This is a genomic window from Pantoea leporis (genome assembly GCF_028048155.1).
Taxonomy (GTDB): Bacteria; Pseudomonadota; Gammaproteobacteria; order Enterobacterales; family Enterobacteriaceae; genus Pantoea; species Pantoea leporis.
In genome coordinates, this window is record NZ_JALMEU010000001.1 from 434,945 (window position 1) to 450,426 (window position 15,482).

The window sequence follows — 15,482 nt, forward strand, 5'->3', positions numbered from 1 at the left end:
TTAATGACGACCTTCAAACATGAATCACTGATTAAAATAATGTTGATGCAAAATCGCAGCCCCATCATCAATCGCTTTCATCAATATCTTTTCACTGGTGACCGCATCGCCGGCCTGTAACGCTTCCAGCAGGTGATCATAGTTATGATGCCCATTCACCACCTCGGCCGGCTGCGGATAGAGATAGTTAAAGCACGGACCGATCTGCACCCAAAGCTGTTCGATCAGCGCCTCCAGCGTTGGCATTTGCGCATAGCCATAGAGCGTAAAACGGAACGCGCGATTAGCTTCTAACGCCGCCTCGGCATCACCGCTTTGTTTGGCTTGCATAAAGCGCGCGCAGAGTTTTTTCAGCTCGGAAATCTGTTTTTTTCCCAAAAATGGCGTCGCCGCCCTCACCGCTAAACCTTCAAGCTGCTTACGAATCAGCGTAATCTCATCAAAGCGCTGGCACGTCATTTCCGGAACCAGAAACGCCGCAGCTGGCGTGGCGTCTAATGCTCCGGCAGAAACCAGTCGCAACAAGGCTTCACGCACCGGCGTGATGCTGGTACCCAATTGAGCCGCCAAATCGCGCGTCACCAGCCGTGCGCCAGGTTTTAACTTGCCAACAATCAGCGCGCTGCGCAGTGACGATTCCACCTGCGCGGTCAAACTCATGCGCTGCGCTTTATCCATTTCGATCATACGTTGAGGGCCTTCTACTGAATTTCGCAAATGGTAAGTTATTTTTAATGTTTTATTGCCAACTTGCCAGATTATAGGATATATCATGTATTACAAATAAGCACAGTCTTGATTCTGGCAGTATCCACTCTTTTCACTACCTTGCCGTTGGCAATTTTGGGAAACGTTATGAGATTACCTGCAGTGAAGTTTGCCACCACCGCGTTGCTATTTGCTCTGATGCCAGCCGTACAGGCAGCGGAACTGACCATTGGCCAACCCACGTCTGCCACGGCGATGGATCCCGGCTTTCTTAAAGAATCTGCCACCTTAGTCGACAACCTCTTCGATACCTTAGTGCGCCGCGCCGATGACATGTCATTACAGCCGGGCTTAGCCACTGAGTGGAAAGCGATTAACGACACCACCTGGCAATTTACCCTGCGCCAGGGCGTGAAATTTACCGATGGCGAGCCGGTGAACGCCGAAGCGGTGAAGTTCTCCATCGATCGTATTTTAGACCCCGCTAATCACGCACCGACGATTTCCTATATCCGCACCATCAAATCGGTGGATGTGATCAACGACTATCAGGTGCAGATCCACACCAACGGCCCGGATCCTCTGCTGCCCACGCGCATGAGCCGCTACCCGGCTTACATTGTGCCGCCCGCCTACGTGAAGAAAGTTGGCGCCAGCGAGTTCGCACGCAAACCGGTAGGCAGCGGCGCTTACAAGCTTGATAGCTTTATCCCGGATGAAAAAGTGGTGATGGTCGCCAATGAAACTTACTGGCGCGGCAAACCGGCGATTGATCGCGTTACCTGGCGTCCGATTCCCGAAGCCACCGCACGCCTCACCGCACTGCTGACCGGTGAAGTGCAGCTGATTGAAAGCGTGCCTGCTGATTTAGTGCCCGCGCTGAAAAATCGCCCCAACGTCGAACTGGAACAGGTGAAAGGCGGCGGACTGACGATCTATCTCGGCCTTAAAGATGATGAGAAACCGCTGAGTGATGTGCGCGTCCGTCAGGCGCTTTCGCTGGCGTTGAACCGTCAGGCTTATACCCAACAGCTGCTGCACGGCTTTGGCACGCCAACCGGCACCATGGCCGGAGCCAATGACTTTGGTTATCTGGCGGTTCCGGCCACCGCGCAGGATGTGGCGAAAGCCAAGTCGCTGCTGGCTGCAGCCGGTTACGCAAACGGCTTTACCCTGCGCTTCCAGGCGCCGCGCCGCTATATTGCCAGCGCCGATGTGGCGCAAGCCATCGTGCAGGATTTAGCCGCCATTGGCGTGAAAGCCGAGCTGGAGGTGCCGGAATGGTCGGTTTACACCCAGCAGGTCGCGTCCCAGAAACAGGCTCCGATGTATATGCTGGCGTGGGGATCCACGCAGACGCTGGATGCCGATGCCGCGCTGTTCCCCATCCTGCGCAGCGGCGAGCCCTATTCCACCGTGCATGATGCAGAGCTGGATAAGCTGCTCGACCAAAGCCGTCAGATTGTCGATCCCGTTGCGCGCAAAAAAGTGTTAGAGCAGATTCAGCAACGCGTCGCGGAACAACAGCCGCTGCTGCCGCTGTACCGTGAAGATACCTTGTATGCGCACAGCACGTCGCTCAACTTCAAAGGCCGCGTCGATGCCCGCATCCCGCTGTTTGATCTGAGGCTGAAATGATTTCACCGGGCACCGTGCTGCAGCGCCGTCCGCGCCGCCTGATTTACGGCGATGCGGTGATCGGCAGCCTTTTGCTGATCGTGGTGATTGCCGCGGCGCTGCTCTCTCCGTGGCTGCCGTTGCCCGATGCCTTAAGTAACAATCTCAATGAGATGTTCCTGCCGCCGGGTTCGCCCGGTGCGCAAGCCACGCATTGGCTCGGCACCGATCAACTGGGCCGCGATCTGCTGGCGCGCATTCTCTCCGGGACGCGCTTGTCGCTACTGGTGGTGTTGGTCGCGGCGGCGATTGGCGCGGTGATTGGCGTCGCGCTCGGTATGATCGCCGGTTACGCCGGCGGTTGGGTTGATGCGCTGATCATGCGACTGATCGACATCCAGCTGGCGGTGCCGTTTATTCTGTTGATTTTGCTGGTAATTGCGCTGATGGGCGCGTCACTGACCAACATCATTGTGATTATGGGCTGTACCAGTTGGGCGATTTATGCCCGCGTGGCGCGCGCCAAAACCTTAGAGATTCGGGAACTGGAATATATTCAGGCGGTGCGCGCCATGGGCTTTTCGCCGCTGCGCATACTGCTACGGCATATCCTGCCCAATCTGCTGACGCCGCTGGTGGTGTTGCTAACGCTGGATATCCCACGCCTGATCGTGCTCGAAGCCTCAGTGGGTTTTCTCGGCATGGGCATTCAGCCGCCTACGCCAACGCTGGGCAATCTGATTGGCGAAGGTCGCTCTTACATGCTGCTGTCGCAATGGCTGGTGCTCTATCCCGGTTTGGTGATTGCGGCGCTGGTGATTGGCTGCAACCTGCTCGGCGATGCGCTGCTGCGTCGCACGCACACAAGGCTGGATTAAGATGCTGAACATTCTGCTTAATCGCCTTGGCCAATCAGTATTAGTGCTGCTCGGCGTGTCGCTGCTGATTTTCTTTAGCCTGCACATGACGGGCGATCCGGCGGCGCTGATGATGCCGCCCGGCTCCAGCCAACAGGAGATCGATACTTTCCGTCACAGCATGGGCTTTGATCGTCCGCTGCTGTGGCAATACAGCCACTATCTTGGCGGCGTGCTGCACGGGGATTTTGGTGAATCGCTGCGCTACAGCCAGCCGGTATTGGCGTTGATTGCCGAACGTCTGCCGGCGACGGCGCTGCTGGCGGTGAGTGCGCTGGCATGGAGTTCGCTGCTCGGTCTGCTGCTCGGCATTATCAGCGCCCTACGGCCGCACAGCCTGTGGGATTTGTTATGTCGCCTGCTGGCCTTCTCCGGCCAGGCGATTCCGGTGTTCTGGCTCGGGCTACTGCTGATTCTGCTGTTCAGCCTGAAGTTACAGTGGCTGCCCTCCAGCGGTTACGGCACTTTCGCCGCGCTGGTAATGCCGGCGCTCAGTCTGGGTGCGTTTTACATGAGCGCCGTGGCACGCCTGACGCGCGCCAGCCTGCTGGATGTGCTGCAACAGGATTATATCCGCACCGCGCGCGCCAAAGGGCTCAGCGCCTGGCGCATCGTGGTACGCCACGGTTTGCGTAACGCGCTGATACCGGTGATCACCGTACAGGGCATGTATTTCGCCTCGCTGCTCGGCGGCGCACTGGTGACCGAGATTATTTTTGCCTGGCCCGGCATTGGTCGTCTGGCGATTCAGGCGATTCAAAACCGCGATTTCCCGCTGGTGCAGGCGATTGTGTTGCTCGCCGCCGTGGTGTTTGTGGCGATCAATTTGCTGATCGACCTGCTCTATCTGGTGCTGAACCCGAGGATTCGTTTATGAGTCGCCTTGACGCCACGCTTGAACTGCTGAGTGAACTGACGCGCTGGCCAAGCGTAGCCGGTCAGTTATCCTCGCAGCGCGGGTTGGCCGCCTGGCTGGAACAGTGGATGGTGGCGCAGCTGAATGCCGCGATCGTCTATCCGGTGGCGTCTCAAACCGATGATGTCCCGCCGCTGGTCCATGTACGCATCGATAACGGCAGCAGCAAAACCGTGGTGCTGTACAACATGTATGACGTAATGCCTGCGGATGATGCCGGCTGGGATGTGCCGCCGTTTGTCGGTGGCGTGTGTTACTGGGAAGATGTTGGCGCGGTATTTGTTGGACGCGGTGCAGAGAACAACAAAGGCCCGGTCGCCGCCCTGCTGATTCTGCTACGTGAACTGCAGCAGAGCCAGCAGCTCGATTTTAATATTGAAATCCTGCTCGAAGGCGAAGAGGAAGTGGGCAGCGGCGCGCTGCGGCGTTATCTGGCGCAACAGCCTTGCCCGATTGCTCCCGCTGAAGCCGTGCTGTTTCCGTCACTGTGCGAATACGGTGGCGGCGCACCGCGCGTCTATCTCGGCTTTACCGGACTGGCCAGCGGACGCCTCAGCGTCACCGGCGGCGCATGGGGCGGACCGTCCTCCGCGATTCATGCCAGCAATGCCGGTTGGATCGCCAATCCGGCGTGGCGCTTAGTGCAGGCATTAGATGCCATCGCGCCAGCTGAACACAGCGGCGTATTAGCGTGTCACGCCACGGACGATGAGGCGAATCAGTTATTGGCGACCTTAGCCGCCGAATTCAGCATCGATGACGAACTGCAGTTCCGTCGCAGCCAGCGCCTGATGATCGCCGGCGATACGCTGAGCTGCCTGCAAACGCTGCTTGGTAGCGCGGTGTTAACGCTGGCCGAACTGCACAGCGATCCGCCGGGCGGACGCGGCGTCATCCCGTTCCGTGCCAGCGCGGAGCTGGCGTTTCGCATCCCGCCGGGTTTCGATCAGGACGCGATGATTGCCGACGTGCAGCAGCGGCTGGCACAACCCGATTTAGCCGGCAGCGAGCTGCACCTGTTTGATCGCTATCCCGGCGTGCGCTTTAGTCGCAGCGCCAGTGGCGTCGATGCCCTGATCGCCAGCTATCAAACGCTGGGCGCGGCACCGCAAATCTGGCCGTGGGCGCCGGGCTGTGCGCCCGCCTACGCTTTCGCGGCCGTTGCGCCCGCCTTTCTGATTGGCGGATTAGGCCACGGCGGCAACGCGCACGCCGTCAATGAGTTTGTCACGCTGGCGGGGCTCGAACGCTTCCAGCAATCCATGAGCTTATGGCTCAACGCATTCAATGATTCGGCCATTGGCCGGGTCGCGCCACACCAGGGAAACACCGCAGTACACAAAAATAAAGGTAGTAAATAATGAAATCAGTAGAAGAGTTTGAACGCGTTCCGCTCGGCTTCTTCCCCACTCCTCACGAGCCGCTGCCGCGGCTCAGTGAGGCACTTGGGATCACGCTGACGATCAAACGTGATGACTACAGTGGCTTCGGCGGCGGCGGCAACAAAGTCCGCAAGCTGGAGTATCTGATGGCGGAGGCCTGCAAAACAGGCGTGAATGTGGTGATCACCACCGGCGGGCATCAGTCGAACCACGCCCGCATGGTGGCTGCCGCCGCACGCAAGTTTGGTATGCGTCCGGTGCTGGTGCTGCGGGGCAATCCGCCCGCAAGCTGGCAGGGGAATCTGCTGCTGGATAAGCTGTTCGGGGCCGAGGTGCAGTTCCTCGATCCCGACGGCTATTTCAGCCAGATTGAAGGTGCGATGCAGGCGCACGCGGATGCGGCTCTCGCGCAAGGTGAAACCCCCATGATTATTCCGCTGGGTGGCGCAACGCCACTCGGCGCATTGGGTTATGTACGCGCAGTGGAAGAGTTAGCGGCGCAGCTGGCACCCAGCCAGATGCCCGCACCCGATTTCATCGTCGCGCCCACCGGTTCCGGCGGCACGCTGGCGGGATTGCATGTGGGCACGCGTCGCTATTGGCCCAATACTAAGGTGATTGGCGTGAGCGTCAGCGCCAAAGCCGACTGGTTCCAGCCACGCATTGCCGGCATGGCGCAGGATTGTGCCGATCTACTGCAATGGCCGCAGCAGTGGCAGCCGGAGGATATCTGGATTGAGGATGGTTATATCGGTCAGGCGTACGGCGTGCCATCGGACGGCGGCATCGCTGCCATCTATCAACTCGCCCAACTGGAAGGCGTGCTGCTGGATCCGGTTTACACCGGTAAAGCGATGCACGGCCTGTTCTCGCTGGTCGAACAGGGGCGCATTCCGCAGGGATCGCGCGTGACCTTCGTGCATTGTGGCGGTTCTCCGGCGCTTTATCCCTTCGCCGATCGCCTGCTGGAGGCGTAATGGAAGCCTTATTGCGTGTACTGGATGAAGCCACCGTCGCGCAATTAGGCGGCGGGGATGTCGCTTTGGCGCTGGAAGACGTCAAAGCGGTGATTCAGCTAATGCGTCTCGGCGAGGCGCAGATGCCCGCCGAAAATCACATCGATCTCGGTACGCCGCTCGGTAAAGCTTATGCCTTACCGGCGCGCGTCGGCGGCACCTACAACGCCGCAGGCGTGAAGTGGACCGCACATCGTCCACAGCGACCGGACGCGCTGCCCGCCGCCCTAGCCTTGACCCTGATTAACGATGCGCAGAGCGGCATTCCGCGCGGCTTGCTGGCCAGCGGGGCACTCACCGCGGCGCGCACTGCGGCGGTGAGCGCACTGGCGTTACAGCTGGCCGCGCCGCGTCCGGTAAAACGCGTGCTGCTGCTCGGCGCCGGTTTACATGCTCAGGCGCATCTGCGCATGCTGCAGCAGCTGTTTCCGCAGCTGGAACAGATTGGCGTGTGGAATCGCTCCCCTTTTAAACTCAGTGCGTTGCGCGAAGTGCAAATCGAAACCGATCTGCGGCTCGCTCTGGCGCAGCCTTATGACGCCGTGCTGACCTGTACCAGCGCCGACCAGCCGATTGTCGACGCCGCAGCGGTACGTCCCGGCAGGATCATTGTGCAGGTCGGTTATCACGAAGTGAGTTTTGCCGCCATCAAAGCCAGCAGCAAGGTGGTGGTGGATGCGTGGGGCGATTTTGCCCAGCGCAGCGCCAAAAGCCTGTTCCAGATGTTCCGCGCCGGGGAGTTTGCTGAGCAGGATGTGGCGGCCGATCTCGCCGCGTTGCTACTGGATCACTGGCGTCCACAGCCCGATGACAGCGTCTATTTCTCCTCATTTGGCCTCAATGTATTTGATATCGCCCTCGCCGCCCGCGTGCTACAGGCCGCCGAGCACGACGAGCTCGGTTCATTGCAGTCGCTGTTTTCAGGAGTTCTGCATGATCATTGATGTGCTTTCACTGCATCAGCGCCAAGCGCACGGCGAAGCGTTTCTGCTGATCGATGTCCGCGAATGTGCCGACTGGCAACGCGCCACCTTGCCTGGCGCGCAGCACTGTAACGTCTACGACTATTTTATTGAGGATTGCAGCGAGAGAGGTTTAGCGGTGATGGCAGCCGAAGCCGCCACCGCGCTGCAGCCGATGTTTACCGCGTATCCCAACGCCACGCCGGTGTTTTTCGAGCAGCAGGTTGGCATGCGTTCACCGCGCGGCGCCTGGTTCGCCTGGCTGCTCAAGCGTGATGATGCGCTGATTCTGGATGGCGGCGTGGATGCCTGGATTGCGGCAGGCTATGAACTCGCGCCGGGATTGGGATTAAGCCGCACCGTGGCGCATCCACCGGCAGCCAACGCACCCGCGTGGAATCGCGAGCTGGTGTGCAGCCGTGAACAGGTACTAGCAGCGGATGGCGTGGCGGTGATCAACGTGGATGCCCGTCGCCCCAGCGAGTTTGACGGCAGCTTTGCGCATGCCTGCTGTCAGCGCGCGGGACGGATTCCGCATTCTCAGCTACTGTTCTGGGAAGATGTCATCGCCAACGGCCATTTCTTATCAGCGCCGCAGATTGCCGCACGCGCCGAGGCGGCAGGACTGAGTAAAAACGCGAAGTTGCAGGTTTATTGCCATCGTGGTGCCCGCGCCGCCACGGTGTTGGCGGCGTTAAAACTGGCGGGCTATCCCCATGTTTCGGTGTACGTCGGTTCCTGGCACGAATGGGCCGAGCACCACGAACTGCCGCTGTTACACGGCAGCTGATCGCAGCGCCAGCGCCTGCTGCACGTCCGGCGCAGCGGCGAGCAGTTGGCGGGTGTAATTGTCCTGTGGATGGTTAATCACGCTGGCGGTCGCGCCGGACTCCACAATCCTGCCGTGATACATCACCACCACGCGATCGCACAACTGACGCACCGCGCCGAGATCGTGGCTGATAAACAGCACCGATAATCCCAGCTTGTGGCGCAGCGTATTAAACAGCGCCAGAATCTGCCCGCGCACCGATAAATCCAGCGCCGCTACCGCTTCATCCGCCACCAGCAGCTTCGGCTCCATCGCCAGCGCGCGTGCAATGGCAATACGCTGACGCTGGCCGCCCGAGAACGCGCCCGGCAGACGGGTGGCATGTTCGGCTTTCAATCCCACCAACGCCAGCAGCTCTTTGACTCGCGCATCCACCGCCGCGCCTTTGCGCAGTTGCCAGACGCGCAGCGGTTCGGCGATCTGCTCACCAACCGGGATTTTCGGATTCAGGCTGGCATAAGGATCCTGGAAAATAATCTGCGTGTGGCGACGTAAGCTATGCAGCTGACGTCCTTGCAAATGCTGCCCCTGAAAATGCACTTCGCCGCCATCCGCCGTAATCAGGCCAATCGCCGCACTGCCCAATGTGGTTTTACCGGAGCCGGATTCGCCAATCAGTCCGACAATTTCGCCCTGCGCAATCGACAGATTCGCCGGATGCAACACGGTTTGCCGTTTGGCCGGCCACAGCGGCATGCGGCGCGGCAGCGGATAGCTTTTACTGATGTCGCGCAGCACCAGCAGCGGCGGCTGTGCAACCGGCGCAGTCGCCTCGGGGATTTGCGCTGCCGAAGCAGCAATCAATTTGCGCGTGTAAGGATGCGTTGGCGCGCCGAGCGTACTCAGCACCGCGCCCTGCTCAACCAGCTGCCCTTGCTGCATCACGCAGACGCGGTCGGCGTAGCGCGCCACCACCGAGAGATCGTGGGTGATCAACAAGATCCCCATGCCCATCTCCTGCTGCAACTCCTGCAACAGTGCCAGAATCTGCGCCTGAATAGTCACGTCCAGCGCGGTGGTCGGCTCATCGGCAATCAATAACTCCGGCTGACCGCTGATGGCGCTGGCGATCATCACCCGTTGCCGCATGCCACCCGACAGCTGATGAATATACTGCCGCGCGCGCTGCGCTGGATTGACGATGCCGACGCGATCCAGCAGCGCTATCGCTTCCTGCTGCGCCTGTTTCCAGCCGAACTGACGATGCCGCACCAGCACTTCGGCAATCTGTTCACCAATACGCAGCGTGGGATTCATGCTGGTCATCGGCTCCTGAAACACCGTGGCGATGCGGCAACCACGCAATTGCTGGGTTGTGCGCGCATCCAGCGGCTCGCCATTGAACACCACGCGGCCGCCACTCTGCTGCACGCCCGCCGGCAACAAACTCATCAGCGCCAGCGAGGTCAAGGTTTTGCCAGATCCCGATTCGCCAACTAACGCCAGGATTTCCTTGCGATCGAGATGAAAAGAGATGTTATCCACCAGCAAGCGCTGATCGTGAGTGTGCAGCGAGAGATTTTCAACCGAGAGCAAGCGCGCGTTAGTCATCAGGCAGGGATTCTCAACAAGGAAAAATACAGGATATATCCTGAACATAGCACGAACAAGACCGTTAAGTTATGGCACTGCGCGTGGCGGAATAAGGCTGTACGCCAGGTTTAAAATACGCCGTATTAACGGCGATGATCGCCGGTGATGTCCTAATGAATAAACCCAGTGAAGCGTTTAACTAAATCTTCTCCTGCGACAAACTCAGAATGGTGCGAATGTTCTGTGCGGTGGTGGCGATAATATCGATCGCGCCAGTGCGCAGTGCGCCGAGGATCGCCATCGCTTTGGTATTTTCCGCGGCAATGGCAATCACGCAGGGAATCTTGCGTAGTTCATCAATGCTCAGCCCAATGACGCGATCGTTCATCACGGTATCCACGTGCTGGCCCTGCGAATTAAAGAAGTCGTAGCCGGCGACATCCCCCGTCACGCCCTGATTAACGCTGGCGTCGATGATTTCGTGCGGTGTGAACCAGCCGAGTTTCACCATATAGCTGTTTTCGTTCATGTCGCCGATGCCCACCAGCGCCACGTCGGCTTTACGCGCGCGGTCCAGCGTCTCTTTGATGGTGCCGTTTTGCATAAACGCATCGCGCAACGCGCGGTTCTCAACATAAGCGGGCGCGTAAAGCGTTTCGCTGATGCCGCCGAACTTCTTCGCCAGACGACGGCTGATATGGTCGGCGTTAATGGCATCACCGGGACGATGCGTGCCGCCAATACCGCTGATAAACAGACAATTACGCGTCGGCACCTGGCCGGGATAATCGGCGACAGCGGCCACGTTGCGTCCTTGCCCAACGGCAACAATGGCGTCGTCTTTCAGCGACTGCGCTAAATGTGACGACACCAGCGCGGCGACCTGACGTCGCTGCTCTTCCTGATCGGGCTGATCGAGCGCTATCAGCGCACGTTGCAGTTGTGGGAAGCGATTTTGCAGCTGTTGTTCGAGGCGGGTGCTGAAGACGGGATGGTAGCGCACGTTGATTTCGACGATGCCCTCTTCGCGTGCGCGTTTGAGCAGCCGGCCGACTTTAATGCGGGAAATACCAAACTTACGCGCAATCTCCTCCTGGGTGATTTCGTCCTGATAATAGGCGACAGCTATTTCCGTCAGCAGCTCGGAGTCCTGAGAAAGCGTGTTTTTTTCCATCCGTAACCTGTCTTATTTGAGATCGTGTATTAATGCCATTCGGTTAAGTACTGATTGCGATAACCGCACCTACTGTAGCGGCGCGATTCATCGAGCAACAAATTGCGCCGCTACAGTAGGTGCGTGCTGTTTGGTCTTAACTGACATGATTACACCAAAGGAAGGAGTTATATCATTGATACGACTCGCTTCGCCAGACCACAGCGCCGCGAGTCGATCGAGCGTCACGCTTAGCGCTTGATGGCGTCGATTTTCAGCATACGGGCAATCACGATATCCAGCTCTTTCTGATCGAAGATCTGTTTCCAGTCAGGTTTCACAATCTTCTCACGACCGTACTCCATGGCGATCATGCAGGCATCCGAGAACGGGTTGGTCGCGCGGAACGCCACGGCGAGCGCGATCTGAATATGGCCGTACAACATCGCTTTAGCCGCTTCTTCCGGCACGCCGCTGTGCTTCACGGTTTCATCCAGCGCCTCTTTCATAAACGCACCCACCATGCAGGCTACGGTTTCCACCAGCGTCGGTTCCAGATACGCCAGCTGCGTCACGGTGACCCAATGCACCTGCTCCACCGGGCCGTACATCACGCTGATCACCTTGCTCAGCTCGGCTTTCTGCTCATCAGAACCAGTTTCATAGGAAGCCGCCACGTGCTGAATCGCCGCGATACCGCCAAAGGCATCGGCATGTTCTTCTTTGGTGTAACGCTCAAGGAATACCGACGGATGGCAAGGATGCGCCACCGCGTATTCAATGCCATCACGATGGGCGATCAGATTGGCGTAGGCCGCCGCCGGATCCAGCGTCAGCAGAATCGCGCCCGGTTTCATCTGTGGCACCACGCCTTCAGACACTTTGCCCAGCACGATATCCGGCACCGCCAGAATCACCACGTCGCTCAATGGCACCACGGAGGCGGCATCAGAAAGTTCGCGCCCCTGCGCGCTCACCTGCTCTTGCGCCTTGGGGGAGTTCTCACAGTAAAACACCTGGTAATCGCTTTTCTGGAAGTTGGCAGAAATACGCATACCCATTTTGCCGCCCGCGCCAATCACGGTGATGGTTTTCAGTTGCACGCTCATGTTGTTACTCCTGATCTTGTTTACTACGTAAGAATTCCACGGTGCGGCGAGTCCATTCGGCTTCTCGCTCGCAGGTTACGGCGGCATCGTCTTGCCACGGCAACCAATGTTCGACGATTTGGTTAATGCCTTTATCCGCCGGGCGCACGCTGGCGATCATCCGGTCGTAATCCAGCAAGCCTTCGCCCATCGGGCAGCCGGCAAAGGTAAAGCCGATCCAGCCATCACGGCGCGTGAAGGCAAAGTCTTTGATGTGCAGATTGCCGACGCGCGCGGCGGTGTTGGCAATCACCTGCTCTGGCAGTTCGAGGCCGGCGACACAGTTGGCGGGATCGAGACACACGCCGAGCCACGGAGACAGGAACTTGTTGATCACTGACATCATCGCGCCGCTGTTCACCTGCTCGTATGTCTCCAGACAGAGACGCACCTGCTGGCGGGCAAAATCCGGCAACACTTTGCCAATCAGCTCGGCGGCTTCGTCGAGCGTGGGACGGTGATCGGTGGTGTTGAACATCGAGCGTATGACGCGCGCATCAAGGATTTCCGCCATATGCAGATAACGACGCAGATGCGCGGTGCCGAGGCCGCGCGTGCCGAGTTCCAGCGTGATGCCGAGCGCATCAGCCTGCTGACGCAGCGTCAGCAGCTGTGCGTCAGTCCAGCTTTCAATCGCCGGGTAGTCGCAGATTTGAAACACCGACACATCGAGATCGGCGGTCTGTTGCAGCATCTGCTCCAGCGTCAGCGGATGAGGGACTTTCGATGACATGCGCCAGAAAAAGGCGTAGGTACTGAGTCCAATACGGCTCATTAACGGCGCTCCTGAGCCAGCTCACTGGCTTCATCAATAATTTGTGCCAACGCTTTGGGATCGTGGGCAAAGCGCCCCAGAAACAGGCCATTTACATCCGCGCCAAGGCGCTGAATCAGTCCCGGACCGGCACTGCCGCCGTAAATGATTTTCAAGGTGATGCCGGGCGGCGTGGCGAGTTGCTGCAATCCGGCGCACACGGCGCGGATATAGCTGTCTGGAGCCGGTTGCGGCGCACCAATCGCCCACTGCGGTTCGTAGGCAAAGAACACCTCGCCCTTTAAGCCTTGCTGCGCTGACTCAGCCAGCGCTTCGGCCAGCTGCTGCTGGCACAGCGCGATTGCCTGCTGCGGTTCTGCCTGCACTTCTTCACCGATACACAGCACCGGCGTGATGCCATGACGCAGCGACATCGCCACTTTGGCAGCAATTTGCACTTTATCTTCGTGGAAATGACGACGGCGCTCAGCGTGACCAATTTCGGCCAGCGAGCAGCCTAACTCCTGCAACATACTGGCGCTGACTTCGCCGGTCCAGGCTCCGTTCTCAGCCTGGCAAACATCCTGAGCGCCGAAGCGCACCCGCGTGTCAGCGAAGATGGCTGCAACCGCCGGAATCGCCGGATAAGCCGGTAACACAAACAAGCCCACGTCGCCGTTTTTCACCGCAGCATGGTCGGCTAATGCCGCTACATCACGACACCATTGCAAGGTTTGCTGATAGCCGAAGTACATTTTTAAACTGACGCCGAGCCAGATTTTTGGCTGAGACATGCTTCAAGCTCCTTGTTCAGAGGCACTGTGTTCTTTTAGCAGATCGCCGACGGTATTGACGATCAATGCCAGCGAAATGGCTCCGGCATCCGGCGTGCCAACGCTTTTTTCTGCCAGCGGACGCGCACGCCCCATTTTTGGCACCAGCTGCGCGGTGTCCTGCGCAGCTTTATCAGCCACCTGCGCCGCCTTCAGCCAGGCGTCCGTTAACGACGCACCGGCGGCAACCGCCTCAATCAGGCTGTCGCTGAACGGCACCAGCACATCCACCATGGTTTTATCGCCAACGCGCGCTTTACCAAAGTGCATAATGCCTTCTTTTGCTTCACGTACGCCGGTGGCCACACGCTGTGCATCTGGTGTCTGACGATCGCCAAGCGCGGTACCCAATGCAGTGAGCGCCACGCCCCACAACGCGCCGGATGTGCCACCCGCTTTATCCGCCCAGGCATCTGCCGCGCGGCACAGCAAGCTGCCCGCCCCGGCACCGCGCGCAGCGACTTCACGCGCTTTCTCAACCGCGCCCAGCACGCCGCGCTCCATGCCGATACCGTGGTCGCCGTCACCGGCCACCGCATCGATATCGCCAAGGCGTTCAGCGTTACGCTGTAATGTTTCCGCCACGGATTCGAGTAACTGAAGTACGCGTTTCGCACTCTCTTGCGATTCTGCGGTGGCTGCTGGCAAGGCTTCTTCCGTGCTTTCAACGCGCTCAGCGGCGCTTAACGGTTGGGCCACCAATACGCTGCCTTTGCGGTACGCTGGCGTATTGGTCGGCGCGCGCCACAAGGTTTCCAGCTGATCGTCCAGCCACATCAGCGTCAGTGACGCACCAGCCATATTGAAGCTGGTGACAAACTCGCCGACGTCCGGCTCAACCACCTGCAGGTTGGCGGCCTCCAGCAGTTGCGCGACGCGACGATAGACAACAAACAGCTCTTCATATTTCACCGAGCCCAGACCGTTGAGGATCACCGCCACGCGCTGACCGTCAGCTTGCGGGATGTCGGCTGGCAGTTCATTGAGCAAGCGCTCCACGAAGATCTCGGCCAGCTCATCCGCACTCGGCATGTCGGTCTCTTTAATCCCCGGCTCGCCGTGAATGCCCAGTCCCAGCGCCATGCGCCCTTTTTCCACTTCGAACAGCGGATGCGAAGCGCCCGGCAGGCTGCAACCGGAAAACGCCACGCCAAAGGTACGCGTGCGTTGATTCGCGTGCTGTGCCAGCTGCAGAACCTGTGATAAATCGTGACCCGCTTCAGCCGCGGCGCAGGCGGCTTTGAACACGCACAGATCGCCAGCCACACCGCGACGCTTCTCCAGCTCATCTTTACCCGCGCTGGAGATATCGTCGGTCACCGCCAGCACTTCGCAGGCGATACCTTCCGCCCGCAAACGCTCGCACGCCTGGCCGAAGTGCAGCACATCCCCGGCGTAGTTACCGAACATCAGCAACACGCCCGCGCCGTTATGGGCCGCACGCGCTACGTTGTAGATCTGCTGCGCCGACGGCGAAGCGAATAAGTTACCCATCGCCGCGCCGTGTGCCAGACCTTGTCCAACCAACCCGGCGAACGCCGGATAGTGACCGGACCCGCCGCCCACAATCACCGCCACCGTATTCGGCTGGCTGCGGGTGCTGCGCACCACGCCTCCGGCGACCTGACGGACTTTATCGGCGTTGGCGGCGACAAAGCCTTCGATAAGCTCAGCGGCAAAGGCTGAAGGTTGGTTAAACAGGTAAGTCATA

Annotated in this window: 14 protein-coding genes; 7 read left to right on the top strand and 7 right to left on the bottom strand. The window is 59.2% G+C overall.

Features of this window, described 5'->3' with window-relative positions; translation table 11 throughout:
• Window positions 1–24 precede the first annotated feature (24 nt).
• Window positions 25–687, bottom strand: coding sequence for a GntR family transcriptional regulator (locus MWH02_RS02035; protein WP_271459797.1), 663 nt, complete (start codon window positions 685–687; stop codon window positions 25–27).
• A 168-nt stretch (window positions 688–855) separates the two neighbouring features.
• Here MWH02_RS02035 and MWH02_RS02040 point away from each other — a divergent pair, with 168 nt between their 5' ends.
• From MWH02_RS02040 to MWH02_RS02070, 7 genes are read left to right on the top strand one after another with little or no spacing between them, the layout of a single operon-like run.
• Entirely contained in the window at window positions 856–2,346 is a 1,491-nt protein-coding gene (locus tag MWH02_RS02040; RefSeq protein WP_110866135.1) for an ABC transporter substrate-binding protein, read from the top strand.
• Complete coding sequence (locus MWH02_RS02045) at window positions 2,343–3,203, top strand: ABC transporter permease (RefSeq protein ID WP_101764420.1); 861 nt, start codon at window positions 2,343–2,345, stop codon at window positions 3,201–3,203. Before MWH02_RS02040 ends, MWH02_RS02045 begins: the two co-directional genes overlap by 4 nt.
• Before the next feature lies 1 nt (window position 3,204).
• Window positions 3,205–4,119: an ABC transporter permease gene (locus MWH02_RS02050; RefSeq protein WP_110866134.1), complete on the top strand. Its 915-nt coding sequence runs from the start codon at window positions 3,205–3,207 to the stop codon at window positions 4,117–4,119.
• Window positions 4,116–5,519 carry a M20 family metallopeptidase gene (locus MWH02_RS02055; protein ID WP_271459798.1) on the top strand — a complete coding sequence of 468 codons (1,404 nt, stop codon included), beginning with the start codon at window positions 4,116–4,118 and terminating at the stop codon, window positions 5,517–5,519. Before MWH02_RS02050 ends, MWH02_RS02055 begins: the two co-directional genes overlap by 4 nt.
• Complete coding sequence (locus tag MWH02_RS02060; RefSeq protein ID WP_271459799.1) at window positions 5,519–6,517, top strand: 1-aminocyclopropane-1-carboxylate deaminase/D-cysteine desulfhydrase; 999 nt, start codon at window positions 5,519–5,521, stop codon at window positions 6,515–6,517. Before MWH02_RS02055 ends, MWH02_RS02060 begins: the two co-directional genes overlap by 1 nt.
• Window positions 6,517–7,500 carry an ornithine cyclodeaminase gene (locus MWH02_RS02065; protein ID WP_271459800.1) on the top strand — a complete coding sequence of 328 codons (984 nt, stop codon included), beginning with the start codon at window positions 6,517–6,519 and terminating at the stop codon, window positions 7,498–7,500. The genes MWH02_RS02060 and MWH02_RS02065 overlap by 1 nt, the downstream gene beginning before the upstream one ends.
• Window positions 7,490–8,308: a sulfurtransferase gene (locus tag MWH02_RS02070; RefSeq protein WP_271459801.1), complete on the top strand. Its 819-nt coding sequence runs from the start codon at window positions 7,490–7,492 to the stop codon at window positions 8,306–8,308. Before MWH02_RS02065 ends, MWH02_RS02070 begins: the two co-directional genes overlap by 11 nt.
• On the opposite strand, the gene MWH02_RS02075 is transcribed toward MWH02_RS02070, so the two are convergent.
• The 6 genes from MWH02_RS02075 to MWH02_RS02100 form a co-directional block, all read right to left on the bottom strand.
• Complete coding sequence (locus MWH02_RS02075) at window positions 8,294–9,901, bottom strand: dipeptide ABC transporter ATP-binding protein (protein ID WP_192233821.1); 1,608 nt, start codon at window positions 9,899–9,901, stop codon at window positions 8,294–8,296. The two genes, MWH02_RS02070 and MWH02_RS02075, sit on opposite strands and share 15 nt — an antisense overlap.
• Window positions 9,902–10,082: 181 nt before the next feature.
• Entirely contained in the window at window positions 10,083–11,057 is a 975-nt protein-coding gene (locus tag MWH02_RS02080; RefSeq protein WP_110866128.1) for a sugar-binding transcriptional regulator, read from the bottom strand.
• 230 nt (window positions 11,058–11,287) lie between these two features.
• Window positions 11,288–12,145, bottom strand: a complete 858-nt coding sequence (locus MWH02_RS02085; protein ID WP_101764427.1) for a phosphogluconate dehydrogenase C-terminal domain-containing protein — start codon at window positions 12,143–12,145, stop codon at window positions 11,288–11,290.
• Between the two features lie 4 nt (window positions 12,146–12,149).
• Window positions 12,150–12,959: a sugar phosphate isomerase/epimerase family protein gene (locus tag MWH02_RS02090; protein WP_271459802.1), complete on the bottom strand. Its 810-nt coding sequence runs from the start codon at window positions 12,957–12,959 to the stop codon at window positions 12,150–12,152.
• A complete protein-coding gene (locus MWH02_RS02095) occupies window positions 12,959–13,732 on the bottom strand; it encodes a triose-phosphate isomerase family protein (RefSeq protein ID WP_271459803.1) in 774 nt (257 codons plus the stop codon). Before MWH02_RS02095 ends, MWH02_RS02090 begins: the two co-directional genes overlap by 1 nt.
• Before the next feature lie 3 nt (window positions 13,733–13,735).
• The gene (locus MWH02_RS02100) at window positions 13,736–15,481 is read right to left on the bottom strand and encodes a dihydroxyacetone kinase family protein (protein ID WP_271459804.1); all 1,746 of its coding nucleotides are present in this window, start codon (window positions 15,479–15,481) and stop codon (window positions 13,736–13,738) included.
• Between the last annotated feature and the right edge of the window lies 1 nt (window position 15,482).